The sequence below is a fragment of the Brevibacillus sp. IT-7CA2 genome (assembly GCF_949767855.1).
Taxonomy (GTDB): Bacteria; Bacillota; Bacilli; order Brevibacillales; family Brevibacillaceae; genus Brevibacillus.
Genome location: NZ_CATKQT010000053.1, coordinates 160,205 through 177,246 on the forward strand (window position 1 = coordinate 160,205; position 17,042 = coordinate 177,246).

The 17,042-nt window shown below is 46.4% G+C and carries 23 protein-coding genes and 1 pseudogene; 10 read left to right on the forward strand and 14 right to left on the reverse strand.

Going from position 1 to position 17,042, the window contains the following annotated elements:
- Positions 1 to 3: 3 nt before the first annotated feature.
- From ACM6JA_RS28185 to ACM6JA_RS28195, 3 genes are all read right to left on the reverse strand, one after another.
- Positions 4 to 963: a DMT family transporter gene (locus ACM6JA_RS28185; protein WP_414855059.1), complete on the reverse strand. Its 960-nt coding sequence runs from the start codon at positions 961 to 963 to the stop codon at positions 4 to 6.
- Positions 964 to 1,109: 146 nt separating this feature from the next.
- Positions 1,110 to 1,628, reverse strand: coding sequence for a GNAT family N-acetyltransferase (locus ACM6JA_RS28190; protein WP_414855060.1), 519 nt, complete (start codon positions 1,626 to 1,628; stop codon positions 1,110 to 1,112).
- A complete protein-coding gene (locus ACM6JA_RS28195) occupies positions 1,625 to 2,080 on the reverse strand; it encodes a DinB family protein (RefSeq protein ID WP_414855061.1) in 456 nt (151 codons plus the stop codon). Before ACM6JA_RS28195 ends, ACM6JA_RS28190 begins: the two co-directional genes overlap by 4 nt.
- Positions 2,081 to 2,220: 140 nt before the next feature.
- On the opposite strand from ACM6JA_RS28195, the gene ACM6JA_RS28200 reads away from it, so the two are divergent.
- Positions 2,221 to 2,631, forward strand: a complete 411-nt coding sequence (locus ACM6JA_RS28200) for an acyl-CoA thioesterase (RefSeq protein WP_414855062.1) — start codon at positions 2,221 to 2,223, stop codon at positions 2,629 to 2,631.
- A gap of 5 nt (positions 2,632 to 2,636) precedes the next feature.
- Here the strand turns inward: ACM6JA_RS28200 and ACM6JA_RS28205 are convergent, their stop codons facing one another.
- Positions 2,637 to 2,933: a hypothetical protein gene (locus tag ACM6JA_RS28205; RefSeq protein WP_414855063.1), complete on the reverse strand. Its 297-nt coding sequence runs from the start codon at positions 2,931 to 2,933 to the stop codon at positions 2,637 to 2,639.
- Between the two features lie 100 nt (positions 2,934 to 3,033).
- Between ACM6JA_RS28205 and ACM6JA_RS28210 the strand changes: the two genes are divergently transcribed.
- Positions 3,034 to 3,738 (forward strand): HAD family hydrolase, encoded by a 705-nt coding sequence (locus ACM6JA_RS28210; RefSeq protein WP_414855064.1) that lies wholly within the window; start codon positions 3,034 to 3,036, stop codon positions 3,736 to 3,738.
- A 79-nt stretch (positions 3,739 to 3,817) separates the two neighbouring features.
- Here the strand turns inward: ACM6JA_RS28210 and ACM6JA_RS28215 are convergent, their stop codons facing one another.
- From ACM6JA_RS28215 to ACM6JA_RS28230, 4 genes are read right to left on the reverse strand one after another with little or no spacing between them, the layout of a single operon-like run.
- Positions 3,818 to 4,003 carry a hypothetical protein gene (locus ACM6JA_RS28215; protein WP_414855065.1) on the reverse strand — a complete coding sequence of 62 codons (186 nt, stop codon included), beginning with the start codon at positions 4,001 to 4,003 and terminating at the stop codon, positions 3,818 to 3,820.
- 30 nt (positions 4,004 to 4,033) lie between these two features.
- A complete protein-coding gene (locus ACM6JA_RS28220) occupies positions 4,034 to 4,231 on the reverse strand; it encodes a hypothetical protein (protein WP_414855066.1) in 198 nt (65 codons plus the stop codon).
- Positions 4,221 to 5,141, reverse strand: coding sequence for an ATP-binding cassette domain-containing protein (locus tag ACM6JA_RS28225; protein ID WP_414855067.1), 921 nt, complete (start codon positions 5,139 to 5,141; stop codon positions 4,221 to 4,223). Before ACM6JA_RS28225 ends, ACM6JA_RS28220 begins: the two co-directional genes overlap by 11 nt.
- Positions 5,141 to 5,854 carry an ABC transporter permease gene (locus ACM6JA_RS28230; protein ID WP_414855068.1) on the reverse strand — a complete coding sequence of 238 codons (714 nt, stop codon included), beginning with the start codon at positions 5,852 to 5,854 and terminating at the stop codon, positions 5,141 to 5,143. Before ACM6JA_RS28230 ends, ACM6JA_RS28225 begins: the two co-directional genes overlap by 1 nt.
- 108 nt (positions 5,855 to 5,962) lie before the next feature.
- Between ACM6JA_RS28230 and ACM6JA_RS28235 the strand changes: the two genes are divergently transcribed.
- Together ACM6JA_RS28235 and ACM6JA_RS28240 are read left to right on the forward strand one after the other, a co-directional pair.
- Positions 5,963 to 6,679, forward strand: coding sequence for a response regulator transcription factor (locus tag ACM6JA_RS28235; RefSeq protein ID WP_414855069.1), 717 nt, complete (start codon positions 5,963 to 5,965; stop codon positions 6,677 to 6,679).
- The gene (locus ACM6JA_RS28240; RefSeq protein ID WP_414855070.1) at positions 6,676 to 8,415 is read left to right on the forward strand and encodes a sensor histidine kinase; all 1,740 of its coding nucleotides are present in this window, start codon (positions 6,676 to 6,678) and stop codon (positions 8,413 to 8,415) included. Before ACM6JA_RS28235 ends, ACM6JA_RS28240 begins: the two co-directional genes overlap by 4 nt.
- A gap of 54 nt (positions 8,416 to 8,469) precedes the next feature.
- Here the strand turns inward: ACM6JA_RS28240 and ACM6JA_RS28245 are convergent, their stop codons facing one another.
- Positions 8,470 to 8,964: a GNAT family N-acetyltransferase gene (locus ACM6JA_RS28245; protein WP_414855071.1), complete on the reverse strand. Its 495-nt coding sequence runs from the start codon at positions 8,962 to 8,964 to the stop codon at positions 8,470 to 8,472.
- Between the two features lie 303 nt (positions 8,965 to 9,267).
- Here ACM6JA_RS28245 and ACM6JA_RS28250 point away from each other — a divergent pair, with 303 nt between their 5' ends.
- Positions 9,268 to 9,666 carry a hypothetical protein gene (locus ACM6JA_RS28250; RefSeq protein WP_414855072.1) on the forward strand — a complete coding sequence of 133 codons (399 nt, stop codon included), beginning with the start codon at positions 9,268 to 9,270 and terminating at the stop codon, positions 9,664 to 9,666.
- A 95-nt stretch (positions 9,667 to 9,761) separates the two neighbouring features.
- On the forward strand, positions 9,762 to 10,241 hold the full coding sequence (locus tag ACM6JA_RS28255) for a hypothetical protein (protein ID WP_414855073.1): 480 nt from the start codon (positions 9,762 to 9,764) through the stop codon (positions 10,239 to 10,241).
- 61 nt (positions 10,242 to 10,302) lie between these two features.
- On the opposite strand, the gene ACM6JA_RS28260 is transcribed toward ACM6JA_RS28255, so the two are convergent.
- The gene (locus ACM6JA_RS28260) at positions 10,303 to 11,184 is read right to left on the reverse strand and encodes a YitT family protein (RefSeq protein WP_017250060.1); all 882 of its coding nucleotides are present in this window, start codon (positions 11,182 to 11,184) and stop codon (positions 10,303 to 10,305) included.
- Positions 11,185 to 11,425: 241 nt separating this feature from the next.
- On the opposite strand from ACM6JA_RS28260, the gene ACM6JA_RS28265 reads away from it, so the two are divergent.
- From ACM6JA_RS28265 to ACM6JA_RS28275, 3 genes and pseudogenes are all read left to right on the forward strand, one after another.
- Positions 11,426 to 11,911, forward strand: coding sequence for an SRPBCC family protein (locus ACM6JA_RS28265; protein WP_414855074.1), 486 nt, complete (start codon positions 11,426 to 11,428; stop codon positions 11,909 to 11,911).
- Positions 11,912 to 11,972: 61 nt separating this feature from the next.
- Positions 11,973 to 12,086 (forward strand): annotated as a pseudogene (locus ACM6JA_RS28270) (hypothetical protein); the annotation flags it as partial.
- A gap of 79 nt (positions 12,087 to 12,165) precedes the next feature.
- A complete protein-coding gene (locus ACM6JA_RS28275) occupies positions 12,166 to 12,810 on the forward strand; it encodes a DUF2625 domain-containing protein (RefSeq protein ID WP_414855075.1) in 645 nt (214 codons plus the stop codon).
- A 41-nt stretch (positions 12,811 to 12,851) separates the two neighbouring features.
- Here ACM6JA_RS28275 and eutH read toward each other — a convergent pair whose 3' ends face one another.
- The 3 genes from eutH to ACM6JA_RS28290 all read right to left on the reverse strand — a co-directional run bounded on the left by eutH (position 12,852) and on the right by ACM6JA_RS28290 (position 15,547).
- Positions 12,852 to 14,123, reverse strand: a complete 1,272-nt coding sequence (gene eutH / locus ACM6JA_RS28280) for an ethanolamine utilization protein EutH (RefSeq protein WP_007725378.1) — start codon at positions 14,121 to 14,123, stop codon at positions 12,852 to 12,854.
- A 375-nt stretch (positions 14,124 to 14,498) separates the two neighbouring features.
- Positions 14,499 to 14,699, reverse strand: coding sequence for a cold-shock protein (locus ACM6JA_RS28285; RefSeq protein WP_007725380.1), 201 nt, complete (start codon positions 14,697 to 14,699; stop codon positions 14,499 to 14,501).
- A gap of 248 nt (positions 14,700 to 14,947) precedes the next feature.
- Complete coding sequence (locus ACM6JA_RS28290; protein ID WP_414855076.1) at positions 14,948 to 15,547, reverse strand: nitroreductase family protein; 600 nt, start codon at positions 15,545 to 15,547, stop codon at positions 14,948 to 14,950.
- Between the two features lie 205 nt (positions 15,548 to 15,752).
- Here ACM6JA_RS28290 and ACM6JA_RS28295 point away from each other — a divergent pair, with 205 nt between their 5' ends.
- A complete protein-coding gene (locus ACM6JA_RS28295; protein WP_088910840.1) occupies positions 15,753 to 16,115 on the forward strand; it encodes a VOC family protein in 363 nt (120 codons plus the stop codon).
- A 53-nt stretch (positions 16,116 to 16,168) separates the two neighbouring features.
- Here the strand turns inward: ACM6JA_RS28295 and ACM6JA_RS28300 are convergent, their stop codons facing one another.
- The gene (locus tag ACM6JA_RS28300) at positions 16,169 to 16,954 is read right to left on the reverse strand and encodes a class I SAM-dependent methyltransferase (RefSeq protein ID WP_414855077.1); all 786 of its coding nucleotides are present in this window, start codon (positions 16,952 to 16,954) and stop codon (positions 16,169 to 16,171) included.
- Positions 16,955 to 17,042 lie beyond the last annotated feature (88 nt).

Genomic DNA, 17,042 nt, shown 5'->3' on the forward strand with positions numbered 1-17,042 from the left:
TTCTTAGCCTTGCTTCTCGTTGTAATGAGGGAGAGGATGTTCCTCCGTTGTTTCACGTTTATTTTTGGCCGATTTACGTGTACGCAGAGTGGACAAGGCGACACCGAGGAAAATAAATGCGCCGCCAGCGAAAAAGCCGACGCCCAAATGCTCATGCAGCAACAGCCAGCCTAAAAATGCACCGACAATGGGCTGAACAAAAAAGAATCCGGCCCCACTCCCTGCGGGCATCAACTCGAAGCCTTTGTTCCACAAATAAAAAGCACCTGCGGTAGAAATCATCCCGATATAGAGGACGCCTGCCCAGATGTCCCAACCAAATTGCCAGGAGACAGGCGTGACAGACAGTTCCCAAAACATGAGCGGACTTGTAAAGATGATGCCAAACAATGCTACGTAGGTAGTGACTAGCAGGGACGAATAGCGCTGCGTTGCCTTTTTGCTGAGAACGGTATACAATCCCCAGCTAATCGCTGCTACGAACAAAATCAGGTTGCCAGTCAGGGAAGACTGGGCGTCAGCTTGATCTGGAACACCGATGACGATAATCACACCAATCATCGCTAACAAAATACCCGCTGCCTGCTTTAGATGGATGCGTTCCTTTAATAGCCAGACCGCAAAAATGGCAATAAAGGCAGGGGATGCGGAGGTAATCAATGCACCCATGTGAGCAGTAGACAGCTTGGTACCAAGAAATTGCGCGGCGATTGAGATCGTGACCCCGACGAAGGCGATGGTCATCAGAAGAGGATAATCCTTTTTCGCGACACGCTCCTTGCGAGCAACGGTAAATGCCCCCAACACGACTAAAGCAATGCAAAAGCGCAAAATCAATAGCGTGAACGGTGGAATCACTTCCAACACGACCTTGCTGACGACATAAACACCGCCCCAGATTGCTGCGGCGAGAGTTAGGCAGACAGCCCCCAAAAACATTTGCTTCCATTGTGATTGTGACATAACAAGTCCCTCCCGGAATAATGAATCAATCATTCGAGCGTTATTCCGTAGCCGGGAGGCAGTAAGAGAACCTCTTCCTCACCGACTAGGAGAGGAGGGTGGGCACATCATTTTCAAAAAGGCGACGGTTCATATAGTTCACCTCCTTAATTTGTAGGGGTTAGCCACTTGGCTACCAGCAGCACCGGTTGTGTCAGCCGACCGACTGGTGCCTCCACCTGACGATACTGCTCATAGCCAAGCCGCCCCCAGAAAAGAAGAGCGTGTTCATTATGTGCAATGACACCGTGATGAACATGCTGACTGCCATGCTGGATGCAGTAGGATTCCATGAGTATCACTGCTTCTTTTCCAAAGCCCTGCTGCTGATAATCGGCATGCAGAAGCAAGAGACTAATCCAGCTTTTTGGATCGTTTTCACTGGAGAGGACGATATGGATGACTCCGATGATCGTATTTTCACGAGTAATGGCGAGCCAATGCCCGGAAGGTATGCTTATCGTGGCGTCATATTCGGCTTGCAGTTCAGTAATACTTACTGTGCTCGTGCCGTTTCGAAGCTGATTGTACCTTGGATTACTGTTGTAGGTGGCGAGTAAGTCGGGTAAGTCCTCGCGCAGCAATTCGCGAATGATGAGCCGCTCACCTGTCAGAATGAGACTCATTGAGCTCCTCCGTACTTGCGGATAAGTCCAATCTGCCCGCCATGGTAGCCCATATGATAGATCAGACGACCAAGTGCCTGACGGGGAGTCAACGTGGCAATTGGTGCTTCAAAGGGGATGTCCCACGCGTCTTTTGGCAGGGCAGCCAGAGAATCCAGCAAGTAATGGTAGGCAGCATCTTTGAAAGCAAGCAAGGAAGACAAGTCGGTAAAGTTCCCTTCATCCTTTACAGGTCCAATTGTAGTGAGGGTGATTTCGGACGGGATTGCTCTTCCGAAAAACATCATACAAAATCGATATTCGACTTCCGCGATGTGATGAATCAAAAATCCGATGGAATTGGAGCCCGGAGCCAGCTTCCAGCCAAGCTCGGCTTCTTTCAAATGGACGAGTGCATCCTGATACCGGGAGCGAGCTGTTTGCAAGGTCGGCAATAGTTCTTGTTCGAACATCCAATCTTCCTTTCTGGTGTTTATTTTAATTATAGGAAAAAGTTCAGGAAAGAACAGCATGATCATTCGGAATATTTTGAATGAATGTTCACTCAGCTACCAGAATTCGTTATACTGAAGAAAAACAAGGAGTGAGAACGATGGCTCATCGCTATCATCTAACTGTTCGTTCTACTGATATTGACGTAATCGGACATGTGAACAATGCCAAGTATTTAGAGTACATGGAGTGGGCGCGTTTTGAGTGGATATGGGAGCAAGGATTTACGCTGGATGAATTAAGGAGACGGGCTATCATGCCGGTAGTGGTCAATATTAACATTAACTACCGCAAAGAGTTGAAGATGCGTGAAGAGGTAACGGCGATTACTACAGTGGTCAAAGTGGGTGAAAAAAGCTTCGTCATCCGCCAGGAGCTGTACAACGCTGCAGATGTATTAGTGGCGGACGCCGATGTGACAATGGTCATGATTGATGCGAATACACGCCATTCTATTTCTTTGCCAGTTGAGTTGAAAGAGACACTGCTTGTGGAATTGCCTAAAGGCTAAAGGTCTCAGGAAGATTTGCGAATGAAATCGAGGCGGAAATTATTCCATTCAAGAGCACGGAGCGTCAATGTCTCCAAGATGCGTTCATGACGATCCTGTCCTTCCTTTAACTCAGCAACATCTTGCTTCAACATGGCGACATCCTGTTTCAGTTCGGCAACATCTGCTTTTAACTGGTGAACGTCCATAGTCAAAGCTTCCATCTTGGCATCCAATTCGTCCTGCCGATCCATAAGAGCATGAGCAACCAAACGCAACTCATTCATACCCTCTATTAAAATATCCAGTTTTTCGATAGACATGTTTCCACCTCCTTTTTCCGTTACAATGATCATAACAAAAGACAGAGTCATATGCACAATGAAAACAGCAAGAAAAAAGGGAAGGGGACGCAACTCAGCCATGTCCAAATTTACAACAATCCTATTTGATCTCGACGACACTCTCTTCGATTTTTCAGCTTGCTGGGAGAAAGGGATGCAGCAGACGATTGCGACGCATACACTTACAGCAGAATTAGACCAAGAGAAATTTCTTGAGGCTCTGCGGCGCCACGGCGATGATTTGTGGGCCGATGTTATTGCCAAACGCTACGATTTTACGCAATACAGAAGGTTGCGTTTTCAGCGAGCCATGGCTGATTGTAACCGACAGATTGAAGCGGAGCAGGTCGACGATTTTCAACGCGCCTATCAGGCTGCATGTATGGATGCAGTTCAGCCAGATGCCACTGTTCAGTCTACGATTGCGAGGTTGGCAGAAGAGCATACACTAGGGATTGTCACCAATGGTCCAGTCGATATGGCATTTATCAAGCTGGAGCGGTTGGGATTGTCTGCGTATTTTCCTCGGGAGCGGGTGTTTCTCTCCGAAATCATCGGACATCATAAGCCTGATCTACGCATATATGAACATGTTCGTGAAAAGCTTCGTGTTGAGAGCAAGCAGGTGCTGTTCGTTGGAGATACGTGGGAGGCAGATGTAGCAGGCGCGATGGACGCAGGCTTCTCAGCAGTCTGGATCAATCCACGAGGGAAGAAGCCTACTTCCGAGCATCAACCACTCGCTGTCATTGAACGACTGGATCAGCTTCTCGCAATCTTGTAGAAAAAAGAAAAAAGCAGTTCATTGCCCCATAGCCGCATAACTTGCGAGCTGTTTTCGGTGGCAATCAAGCTGCTTTTTTCTAAGTATTTTCTTGCTTCTTTTGTTCCTCGCGTTTTGCGTACTGCTTTCTCATGAAAAGGATGAGAGTAACAATAATCAGCCCAATTAAAATCCCGATTGCTCCCGGTGTAAGATCTCCCCAAAAGATTTTATACAGCAAAATCCCTGTCAGGATAACGGCAAACTCCAGATACCTACTGGCCATGCGAATCTTCCCCCATTTACATGGGCCTGATTATCGTTCGTATCTACTAACCTGATCTTTCATTTTTTCATGCTGACTCTTCCTGTACTTTGTGATGAAAAAGATGAGATTGAGGACAATCAGGCTAATTGTGATTGCCATACTTCCGGTGGTCATGCTTTTTCCTATCGAGATGTTGAAAAGCAGCATCCCGGATAGGAGCAGGGCAAAAACGAGATTAAGCATCATAAGACTCTTCCCCCATAAAAATTCGTTCGAGAGAAGGTACTTCAACGTTCACGCCATATATATCCACGCGTGCCTGAACAAGAGCACGAACGAGGGTTGCTACTTTTTGATCATCATCGACCTGGATCGAGAGACGTCCGTCTTCCCAAATCGTATTGCGCCCGAGGGACTCAATAAAGGTGCGCAGGTTTCCAGAATCCTCCGTAGCAAAAGCCGAGTGACGCACATGCACAGATCGCCATGCCTGATGGGCAGCTTGCAGCTCATCGAGAGTGCCGAGTGAACTGATTTTTCCGCTTTTCATGATGGCGATGCGGGTACAGATTTTCTCGACTTCATTCAAATTGTGCGAGGTCATGAAGATCGTTTTTCCTTGTTGATGGAGCTTGCGCAGCAGATTTTGAATATGCAGGCCTGATTCGACGTCTACGCCAGAAGTAGGTTCATCAAGGAAGATGAGCTCCGGGTCTCCGACTAATGCTTGGGCAATACCCAGCTTCTTTTTCATCCCGAAGGAAAAGGTTTTGGCTTTGCGGGATGCATGCTCCTCAAGCTCAACGTCTGTCAGGATGCGCATGCATTCTTCCTTTGTCAGTGTGACGCCTTTTACCTGAGCGAAATAGTGCAGGTGCTCCGCAGGAGATAAATGGTCGTAGAAGGTGGAGTAATCCGGCAGTACGCCAATTCGTTTTTTCCATCCCTCTGTATGGGCATCTTCTCCAAACATGCGAATGGTGCCCGCAGTTGGAATCAGAATGCCTGTCAGCATATTGATAAAGGTCGATTTTCCTGCGCCGTTTCGACCAAGGAATCCGAAAATCTCCCCGCTGTGCACAGTAAGACTGACGTCATTCACGACCGTGCGATTGCCAAAGCGCTTGTTCAACTGTATGGTCTCGATCATTGCCATTAACAATCCCTCCGTCGGAATAGGTACATAGAAGCGATCAGGAAAGCTGCTGCATAGAGCCAAATGAAGCCGGTCCAGGCGCCGCCTTTTTCCATAAATGAAAAGGGTGTCAAATATTTAATCCATGGTGCTGCTGGGTGACTGGAGAAGGTGCTCCACAGTCCGAGACCTGGCATGATCAGTGCGATCACAATTCCCAAAAATATCGTGTAGCTGGGGCGAGGTATTACGAGCGAGAGCAGCAGTGCCAGCGAGATGCAATAGATAAGCAGGGATATGCAGAGGTAAAAGGTCTTCGCGTCAAACGTTTGCACGGTGGCGAAAACGACGCTAAACGTAATAATCATGCAGGTTAACCAGAAGAACGCCACTCCTAGAAATTTCCCCAAAATGATCTGATTGCGTGAAGTCCGGGTGACGAGAAAACGAATCGTCCTGCCCGCTAGCTCACGATTTATGACATCATGAGACAGGCTGAATACAAACAAGGGCCCGAATAGCATGATGAGCACAAAGATACCAAGCGCGTGTCCCTGCGCCAGCTCCTGTTGTGGGAGAAAGCTTGCTGCCTGATTGACGAGGTCAGAAACCAAGTACGAGATGCCGACGATAAAGGCAACGGTAATTAATGATTTGATACTTTTAAACAACCGAAAAAATTCGTGTTGGCAAATAGCCCACATAGGTGAATCCGCTCCTTTCTCCTTCATCATAATGGCCAGACCTTTCCCCTACTAAAACGCTACCTTACCATTTCCTTATCTTTTTTGTTGGGGTCGTTTCTCATGGTAGAATGAATGACAGCAAGGGAGGGAACGGATATGGAGAAAGAAGCAAGAATCTTGCTGGTAGATGATGAAGAAGCGATTTTGCAGATGCTCCAAACAGTGCTAAAAAAGGAAGGCTTTATCCAGATCGATACATGTACGACAGCAGCAGAGGCGATTCGTCTCGTGGAGGAGAAGACATACGACTTATTGATTCTGGATGTCATGCTGCCTGATAAAAATGGATTTGAGCTGTGCGTAGCCGTGCGCCAGCGAACGAAGGCACCGATCTTTTTTCTGACAGCAAAGGGCACGGATTTTGATAAATTAAGCGGATTTGCTTATGGAGCGGATGATTACATAACGAAGCCATTTCATCCACTAGAGGTTGTTGCCCGGATGAAGGCTCATCTGCGCAGAACCTTGGGGGGATCTGCTCCAGCGCAGGAAGAAAAGCGCTTTGATTTTGGACGTTTTCAAGTAAATGTGGAGGCAGCCGAGCTGTTCGTGAACGGAGAACGAGTGGACTGCCCGGCGCAAGTATTTTCATTGCTCGTCTTTTTCTGCCAGAATCCGAACCGGGTATTTACGAAAGAACAAATTTACGATCATGTATGGAAAGATGAGTACGGGATGTTTGATGAAAATACAGTCATGGTGCACATTCACAAGCTGCGCCAGCGCATAGAAGAAAATCCGGGACAGCCAAAGCTCCTGGTCACGGTGAGAGGGCTGGGCTACAAGCTGGTTAGTCCGGCAAGACAGTCATGAATTTGCGGAACAAGCTGATCTTTCAATATGTCCGACAACTGTTCGGGTTTCTCCTCGTCTTGCTGCTATTTCTGATTATCGCGATGCTGGGGTTAGGCTGGCGGATTATGAACGAGCAATTGTCCATCGATTTGTCCAGACTGAATGCATCTGATTTGACGTTGAAGATTGATTATGAGGCGGAGCGTATTCACGTCAATCCGGAAATCGAAAAGAGTGTGGCGAGACATCAAGGCTGGTTGCAGATCATCGACAAGCACGGCAAAATTCTGTACAACTATCGGACACCTGCTGATGTTCCCAGTCAATTTGGGCCAGGGGAGTGGATCGCTTATGTAGAAAATCGTGATGCTTCTCGTTACCACATCACACATTGGGTCATTAACCAATCTGACGAGAACATTATCATCCTTTATGGAACACCCGCTCCCGAAAAAGAAATGATAAAGCGCCTGATCGCAGCAAAAACGGGAACGAGCAAGGAGACATGGGATGAGTTGAACAAAAGCTTTTCCCGGGAAAAGGCATGGTACTTGGTATACGATCGTGAGGGGAAACTCATCCATCAGTGGAATCACCCGAACGCTTCCGCCCAGTTAGATATGACGGAAGTTCTTCAGAATGGTGAGGCAGCCAAAAATGTTCCTGTCCATATCACTAGCAGATATGAGAAAAATAGCGATTTGACATACGTAGTGGGCATTCCAAATCCAACCTATCAGTCTGGTGTCCAAGAGACGTCGGAGGATGTCATGGTCAAGGAAACGTTCCTCCAGATCGGTATTCTTTTGATCCTGGTCGTTCTATTCGCAGGCAGCTGGTATGCGTGGCGGGTAGGCAAGCCGCTTTTGCACATGGTGAATTGGCTGGAAAGACTGGCCCAAGGCCGCTATGAGGAGCCCATCGGGAAAAAAGGGAAACCAATAGGAAGGAATTGGCGAGGGAAAGAAAAGAAGTCATTTCGTGTGTTCAAGGATGTGTTTGACGCTCTCCGGCATCTGAGTGAAACCTTGCGTTCCAATGAAAAGCTTCAGCAAGAGATAGAGCAGACGCGAGAGGAATGGATTACCGGGCTCTCCCATGATCTCAAGACACCGCTGAGCTCGATTTACGGTTATGCTACCTTTTTGGAGTCCGAACAGTATGAATGGGACAGAAAAGAAGTCAGCGAATTTGGGAAAACGATACGGGAAAAGTCAGACTACATGAACGGGCTGATTGAAGATTTGAATTTGACCTATCGACTCAAGAATCAAGCTTTGCCGATGGTCAAACAACCTGTTGCGATCATAGAAACCATTCGCAGGATTGTGGTGGATATGGTGAACGATCCGAGCTCGTCCTTGCATGACATCGAATTTTCGGCGAATGTCCAATCGATAACGGCCGAGGTTGATCCAATCTGGTTTCGCCGCATCATCGTCAACATTTTGACAAACGCGATCAAATATACCCCGGCAGGTACACACGTGCTCGTAGAGGTACAGTCGATTGCAGCCGATCAGTTTGTGGTCAAAATTACGGACAATGGTCCGGGCATGGATGAGACGACACTGGCCAATCTGTTCGAAAGATACTATCGAGGTGGGCATACAGGAGAGAATACCAGTGGTACGGGGCTGGGCATGGCGATAGCTAAACAGCTCGTCTTGGCTCACGGGGGAGAGATTACGGTGGAGAGCAAGCTGGGTAGCGGAACTGTTGTCGTGATGACCTTTCCTGCGGTCACCAGCTAGTTAGTTTTCTTAATAAAAGCCAAGGGATTTGCGCTGTCCCTTGGCTTTTTTCTGCTATGGTCTCGAAAGGAACGTTTGTATGACTTTGCCATCCTCTTGACGCTCTTGAAAGTGATTGACTGTGTAATCACGGATGCTGGCACGCCAAAAGCCGATGGCAGGCATGTTGTTTTCCAATTGAAAGACTTCCCAGGCACCCGGGAACATTTTGAAGACTTGATGGGAGGCCGCTTTTCCGATCCCCAGTCGACGATAGCGCTTCATGATAAAAAATTCAGCAATGGAGTGGGTTGATGGCAAATCTGGATCAGGGCTTGTGAGCATGCGGACAAGGACAAATCCAGCCAGTTTACCATTTACCTTGATGAAAAAGGGATGGCGTTCTGGTTCGACCCAATACTTCTCAAAGTAGTCATAGCCAAACAAGCCGTCGTCATCTACTTCGAAAGGCTCAAACTCAGTGAAGTCGTACGTATACAGCTCCAACATTTGCTTGAGAGCGTGCTTCTGTTCAAAAGGAACCCGTTCTATCGAGAATGCTTGATTCACTGAGAAAACCTCCTTTTTCCACGAGATATACGAGTATCGTACTCTATTTTTTAGGTTGTGGAAACATATGGTAGACACTTCTTTATAGAACCTCACACGAGCGTTCATTTTGCTCGAGATGGTTCCAGTCGGTCTATACTAGAGTCAAACGAAAGAAATCAATACGAGCAAGACAGCAGCCATCCGGTGATCAGACGGGTGGCTGTTTGCGTTTGTCGGTTGGTTTCATCCGTTTGAAAAAATCAACAGAAAGGGGTACAGAAATCACATGAAAAGGAAGCATCTTATCTTTTTCCTGGTTTGTTGTCTCATGTTGCAACCCCATCGATTATTGCAAAAGAAAGAGACAATCCTTCCAAAAAGGCTTTGCCAATGGAGGCGGCAGATCGGTCTAGCCAGCAATTTGATCGTGAGTGGGTCCACTATCCAAATGAATGGGAGCTGCTCATGAAGCTTTCCGTCAAAAACAAGAACCTCGAACTGGCAAAAAAATTGACTAGGGAAAGAAACGATTCTTTAGCAAAACGAAAAGACGAGAGAACAGGAGATTTACTTGAGAAGTACCAAGCTGAAATGAAAGCGGCACGGGAGCAATTAACGAGTCGGTCTGTGAAATCCTTCGCTGCTGCGAAAGCAGTTTCTGTAGCTTCTTCCGTCGATCTATACGAGCCGAATGATGATGTTTCACAGGCTCTCCAGTAAGTGCTGGGAATTCAATCGAAAGTTACCTGTCGTACTCAGGAGATCAGGACTTTTATTCGTTCGAGGTCAAGAAAAATGCTCCGATAACGGTCAGCTTGCAAGTTCCTTCTGCCTTGGATTACGACGTCTATGTCCTTGATGAACTCGGGGAGGTAGTAGCAAGTAGTGCCAATGGTACGGGTGAAGAAGAAATGGCTACGTTCCAGGCAACAGCTGGAAGCAAATATTATCCAGTCGTCCATGGGTTTGGTTTTTCTACCGACGAACCGTATCAACTACGTTTGGCAGAAGATCAGTTGTATGTCTTTCAGCCATACGATGTCAGTCTTCCTGATGGAGTCGATCAGGTCTTTCAATTGACACCGACAACGGATGGAATCTATCGGATTTATACAGGACCAAAGCTTAGTCAACTATCAAGAGAAACATTATTAATAATTGCAGAGCAGTTACAGGGATATAATGATTTCTGGAAGGATGTGGAATGGTACGATAATCAGAAAATGCACGAGTTATTACCTAAGTTTAAAAAAATAATTATGCAAGAAATAGCTAATAGACATGATAGTAAATAAAAAAATACCCTATAGACAGACGTTCCCAAACGCCCACTCTATAGGGTACACTTTTTTCCCTTTAATGAATCGCTTTCTTCTTAAACTGCCCGCCGCGCACATCGTGAATATTGCCGACAGCCAGGAAGGCATTCTCGTCAACTTCTTCCACGATCAGCTTCAGCTTGGCTTCTTCTAATCGTGTAATGATGCAGAAAATTACTTTCTTGTCGTCTCCAGTATAGCCGCCCTCACCATTCAAATAGGTAACGCCACGGCCCAGACGAGCTACAATCGCATCTCCCAAATCCTTGTGATTGTCGCTAATGATCCATACCGCTTTAGACTCCTGGAAGCCTTCGATGGTCAGATCGATCATTTTGAATGCAATGTAATAGGCGATCAGCGAGTACATCGCCCGATCCCAACCGAATACAAATCCGGCACTGCTCAAAATGAATAAGTTCATGAACATAACGATCTCACCAACGGAGAACGGAGATTTCTTGTTAAGCAGTACAGCGACGATCTCTGTACCGTCCAGAGAGCCTCCATAACGAAGAACGAGTCCTACACCAATTCCGAGAAGTATGCCGCCAAAAACAGCTGCAAGCAGGGGATCATCCGTTAGCCCTGGAACAGGGTGAAGGAGTGTCGTTCCAATTGACATGATCGTAACCCCAAAGAGGGTCGAGAGTGCAAACGTTTTTCCGATTTGCTTGTACCCTATGATTAAGAAGGGCAAGTTAAGCACGAAAAGGAAAACGCCAAGAGGCAACCCAGATAGGTGCGAGGTAATAATCGAGATACCTACGATTCCACCGTCGATAATATTGTTCGGTACGAGAAAAATCTCGAGTGCTACCGAGAACAAGGAAGCACCAATCAGGATACCGAAGACCCTCTTGAGCAATTTTCCAATGGGTAATTTCTGATGAGTCGATTTAGCAAGTGGTTGTTCCATCGTTCCTCTCCCCATTGTGAAATTTTTTACTTACTTAGCTATTATAGCATTCATTCTTATGCGATTACTGCATAATTACACTTTTTAGTAAAAAATATTCCATTCAGACTTGTTCAGACTCATTTATACGCTTGAAATCTCATTCAGACGTGAAATTGGAGATAGCGAGTGTTCTGTATTGACTGATTATACAGAAATTGCTATTTTCAAACTGTTAGGAAAATAGTTGGGGGGACGCACAATGGGTTTCTTGAAAGCGGAGATAGAAGTATCATCGTCTATAGAGCTGGTTTGGTGGGCGTGGACACGAAAGGAACGGCTTGTTCAGTGGTTTGCGCCTGATGCAACGATTGAGCCGTATCTGGGCGGAGCGTACGAATTGTACTTCAATCCAGCCAATCGCGATCAGATGGGGACGAAAGGGTGCATCATTACCCATTTTGAACCGAAGGAGCGCTTGGGCTTTACATGGAAGGGACCGGATGAATTTGCAGATACCATGAATCACGAGGATGCCTTGACTTACGTGCTTGTCACCTTGTCTGAAGCAGAGGGGAAAACGCAAGTATTGGTCGAGCATTTCGGTTGGAAAGAGGGAGAGGAGTGGGAAAAGGCTCGGGGCTGGCACGAAATGGCTTGGTCTCATGTTTTGGAGAGCCTGAAATCTGCACTTGAATCGGGCAAAGGAGATCTATGCTGCTCCCCACAGGCTGTCCATCAAGGGTAGATTTTGAAGATTCGTCCGTCATGGCGAGCTAATGTGATGATTACATATACAAACTATGCTTCAAAGCTTCCCTTCCTTCGGGCGGGTATATGCCGCCTATGGAGGGGTTTTTATCATTCTTGCTGTCTTTTGGGGATGGAGGGTGGATTAAAATACACCCGATTTGTATGACTAGGTGGGTGCTATCATCTACCTGGTAGGAGTGAGCGTCATCTTGTGGGCGCCGCGCCAATAACTTTGGAGTGGGGGCTGAAATGAAAAGCTTCGAGGAATTGTACTGCGAAGAGGATTCAGCGATAGAAGAAATAAAAAAATGGCAGTCAGCGTCAGACCGAAAGATTACCCTTCTGCCGTCTGAACAGGAACAAGGGAAAAAACAGCTTGTTGATTTACAAGTAACGACGAGGTCAACTCTAGGTGCTATTGCTTTCGAAACAGGCGGGATTCTGATTCACCAAGGCTGGCTACGCATTCTAGGGTCCGGCCATCCTCATTTACCTCGTTCCATCACTTCTTGGAATCAGCAATGTGCTTTGAACGAGATGCTGTTGGTAGCAGACGATGTCATAGGGGGATTCTTTGCGATCAATGGTGGAATGTTTCCGGATTCGGTAGGCGGTATATGGTATTTCGCTCCGGACAGTCTTGCGTGGGAGGACCTTGAAATTGGCTATACCGACTTTTTGCACTGGGCAATGACGGGGGATATCCATACGTTTTATGCGACATTTTTCTGGAAGGATTGGGAGAAGGACGTTTCCCTGCTAAAAGGCGATGAAATGTTCGCGATCTATCCTTTTTTGTGGTCAAAAGAAGCGCGTGAATTAACGATGGAAGGGTGCTCAAAAAAGCCGGTACCTGCATTGGAAATTTGGGGGATGAACCAGAAAGCTGTGTAAAAGGAAAAAAGAGCGGCCCACGAAGGACCGCTCTTTTGCTTTTATTGTTTGGTTGCTGCAACTTCAGCTTGAGCGTTGTGATTATCCAAGTACTCATCTGGACCGATAATTCCCGCTGCACGATCCTGTTTTTCCAGTTCAAGTGCTTTCGGAACGGAGAGCCAGTAAGCAAAAGCAATCCCGATAATACCTGCACCCAATTTACCAATCATGACTGGCAAGATAATGTTTGGTTGGAAGTTAGCCGAGAAGGACAAGTGGTCACCCAGCAAGAAAGCTGAGCAAACCCCGAAGGAAATGTTGATAACTTTGTCTTTCGGCGGCATGGAACGAATGAGACGGAACATCGCCAGGATGTTCGCGCTAGTTGCGAGCAAGCCTGCACTACCAGAAGGGCTCATGCCCAGCTTATTACCCAATACTTCGAGCGGCTTCGCTGCATATTTACGCAGCATGTATACCATTGGGAACGCACCTGCGAGCATGATACCGATGTAACCAGCAGTTTCCAACGCACGGTATTGATCAGTTGGATCGGCGATGATCGGATCGAAGCCCCAAGCTCCGAAAATCTTTGTGAAGATGCCAGTAAAGTGTTGCACGATCGAGAATACGAGTACGAGCTTGATAGCTGCATCCATTGTCTTTCCGAAAATCATGAAGCCTTTAATCATCAAGTCTGGCAGGAAGCGCAGACCAGCAGCAATCGCTAATACGAAGAACAAAATTGGTGAAAGGTTCAACAGTACCTGACCGAAACCAATAGCAAAAGCATATGTGGATTCAGCGTTTGTCGAGATTTCATTGCGAACTTCTGCATTTGTCAAAACAAGAATGGCGCTGGAGATAAAAGCACCAATCGGAACTGTCAAAATACCGGACATTACGCCAAGCGCCATGTATTTATGGTCGCGCTTGTCCAACATAGCAAGACCCATTGGGATGGAGAACACGATTGTAGCACCGGCCATCAGACCGACGATCATCGCCATAATCCAACCTTCCGTGGAGGTCTTCAGGAGGTTTGCCAACTGATAGCCGCCCATGTCAGATGCGAGAATCGCAGTTGCCGCAATCGCAGGATCTGCTCCAATTTTGTTGAAGATGGGTGATACCGCTTTTTCTACGAACCAAGAGATATACGGGAGGGACGCCATAATACCGGCAGCAGGAACGAAGATGTAACCTGTTGAGTGAATCCCTTCCATGAACTCCTTACCGAGACCCTCATCGCTGTTGCGGATCGCGGCAATGGCACCAATTACTGCACATAACATGATGATGTAAATAATGACGCTTCCAATGTGCTCCATGGATATCCCACCTTTTTGCGGATGTAAACAATAAAAGCACTTAGGATCTCATGAATGAATGAGATATACCCTAAGCGCCTTTGCTTATTTCGTATGAACTTTTGTTTACAGGTAATGTCAATAACAACCAACTGGAACCGCTTTCATAGCTCGCTAAAAATAAACGAAAAAGGCAAGTCACGTTTATTTCGTTGTGTACATTTTAAAACTTATGCTAGAAAGCGCCGTTGCTTTACTCTGCATTATAAAGTGATTATATGGGGAGGCATAGCTAATGTCAACTGCTCTTTAGGAACAAAGAACGAATTTTGTGAGGAAAAATGACTGGAAAAAAAAGCCACCCTTGTTATTCGCAAGGGCAGCTTTATGTGTAATTTACAGTTTTGTTACGTTCTCAGCTTGTGGACCACGGTTGCCTTCAACCACGTTGAATTCAACGCGTTGGCCTTCTTCGAGGGTTTTGAAACCGTCGCCTTGGATTGCGCTGAAGTGAACGAATACATCGTTTCCGCCTTCAACTGCGATGAAGCCATAACCTTTTTCTGCGTTGAACCATTTAACTGTACCTGTTTGCATGGGTGTTACCTCCAACAAAATAAAATGAATATGTAACTTTTATTTATATAAAATAAAATTCACACATTGTAAAAGGTTCAAACATAAATGTAAACCCTTTACAATATGTGAACGCTTTAAATAAGAATCTTTTGTTTAAGCTAATACTATCACAGACGATAGAGGAAAGCAATCGCTCAATAAAGGAAAGAACGGCCCGAGTACGAAATCTCTGAGCCGTCCATTACGAACATGGAGCGAAATGTTACTTAGGAAAAGAACTTCACTCTCTCATCCAGCGATTGGAATTGTTTTTCACCTGGTTGAGCGGTTGGTTTGCCAAAAGGCATTTGTGCTCTCAGCTTCCATGTGCTAGGGACCTTCCATGTTTGTTGGACTTCTTCATCGATGAGTGGATTGTAATGCTGCAAGGAAGCACCGAAGCCCTCGATTTCCAATGCAGTCCACACAACATACTGAAGCATTCCGGAAGATTGCTCGGACCAAATCGGGAAATTATCTTTGTACGCTTCGAATTGCTGCATGAGGTTTTCGACGACACTTTGGTCTTCAAAGAAAAGAACTGTGCCGTAGCCGCTACCGAAGGCGTTCATTTTTTCTTCCGTGGCTCCGAAATTTTCAGCGGGAACGATTTTACGCAAGGTTTCTTTGGTGATGTTCCACAGCTTATCGTGCTCCGCACCCAAGAGGACAACAACGCGAGCGCTTTGGGAGTTGAATGCGGATGGTGAGTACTTTACTGCTTCCTGCACGATTTCTTTAATGCGCTCATCAGATACAACATTTTCCTTGCTGATCCCATAGTACGTTCTTCTGTCTTTTACGGCTGTAATAAAATCCTTACCCACTCTGCATTCCTCCTGCAACTTGTTTTTACACTATCATGATGCATTGAAAGGGAGAAGCTTATTCAATGTTTCGTTCCTTACATTTCGTAATTAAATATAAATACCTGTGCAACTATTGTCAACATTTGGGTATGCTGATAGCGATAAGTAAACTTTTTTTCGGTTACAATTGGATGATAAGGTTCGAGTTAGTAAGGAGGATATTATGATTACCAAAATGGCAACCGTAGCTGTCTACGTAGAAGATCAGCAACGTGCAAAAGTGTTCTGGACAGAAAAGGTTGGATTTGAAGTCAAGCAAGAGCACCCGATGGGACCAAACAGCAGTTGGCTGGAGGTAGGACCAGCAGGTGCCCAGACTGCTTTGGTACTCTATCCGAAAAGTATGATGAGCAACTGGCAGGAACAAAAAGCCTCGATCGTTTTTGAATGTACAGAAATTGAAAAGACGTACGAAACGATGCGCGCAAACGGTGTTGTTTTTCAAGGGGAACTGAACAAGATGCAGTGGGGGACCTATGCGACTTTTCAGGATGAAGATGGCAACAGCTATTTGCTAAAAGGATAAGCGTAGTGACAACCTCTGGCCAAATACGGCTAGAGGTTTTTTAACAGGAAGAATCAAACAATCGCGCGAACGAGGTAATACATATGCGTAGTTGGCAGACCGTCAGAAGTCGCATAGTGGTCAAAAATCGGCATAACACTCTCCATGTGTTGTTCGATGGTGGACGTGAGAATAGTGGGACTTTGCCCGAAGCAACGCATGCGAATGACATCGAGTGGGGTCTGAAGATACTCGGTGGCGATCACCGTCTGAATATCCACTCGCTGGAAAGCAGCTTGTCTGAGTCTCTCCTGTAGATTTTGCAGGATTGGAGTGTTTACTGGACGTGAACCAAATAAATGAGGAAACCATTCGAATAATTCGGAGGACATTTGATCGCCCGGATGTAATCCGATGAATGAGCCTCCTCTTTTGACCACGCGTGCTATATCTGGATAGGCGGAGGTAGGTCCCTTGCGATTGTAGGCGCAATCGAACGTATCGTCATGGAAAGGGAAGGTATATTTCGTATTGGTGATAACGAAGGAAACGTTTGCGGGTGTTTGCGTACGGGCGTTCTGCACAAAGTTTTCTGTCACATCCAAGCCGACAATATCTTTGGCAGAACGACTCCAGTGCAGTGTGAATGCTCCGTGCCCGCAGCCGATATCGAGAACGGATTGATTCGGAACCATGCGACTAATTTCTTCCATAAAAAGCGACTCGCCATTCGGTTCCGTAATGGTAGAGCGCCACGGGTATACGTATTCACCAGTCATTTCGCCCAGCTGAGTGTACCAGGCCAAAGAATGGGGGGCAAGCCAGTCGGGATGGGTGTTCGGATTCGGTGGATGAAGCATAATCGGTCACCTCTTATCTAACGAAAATGCACAGCAGGTTCCATTGTAATAATTTCCCTGTCTTTTGACAAACTCTTTAAACGCCTTT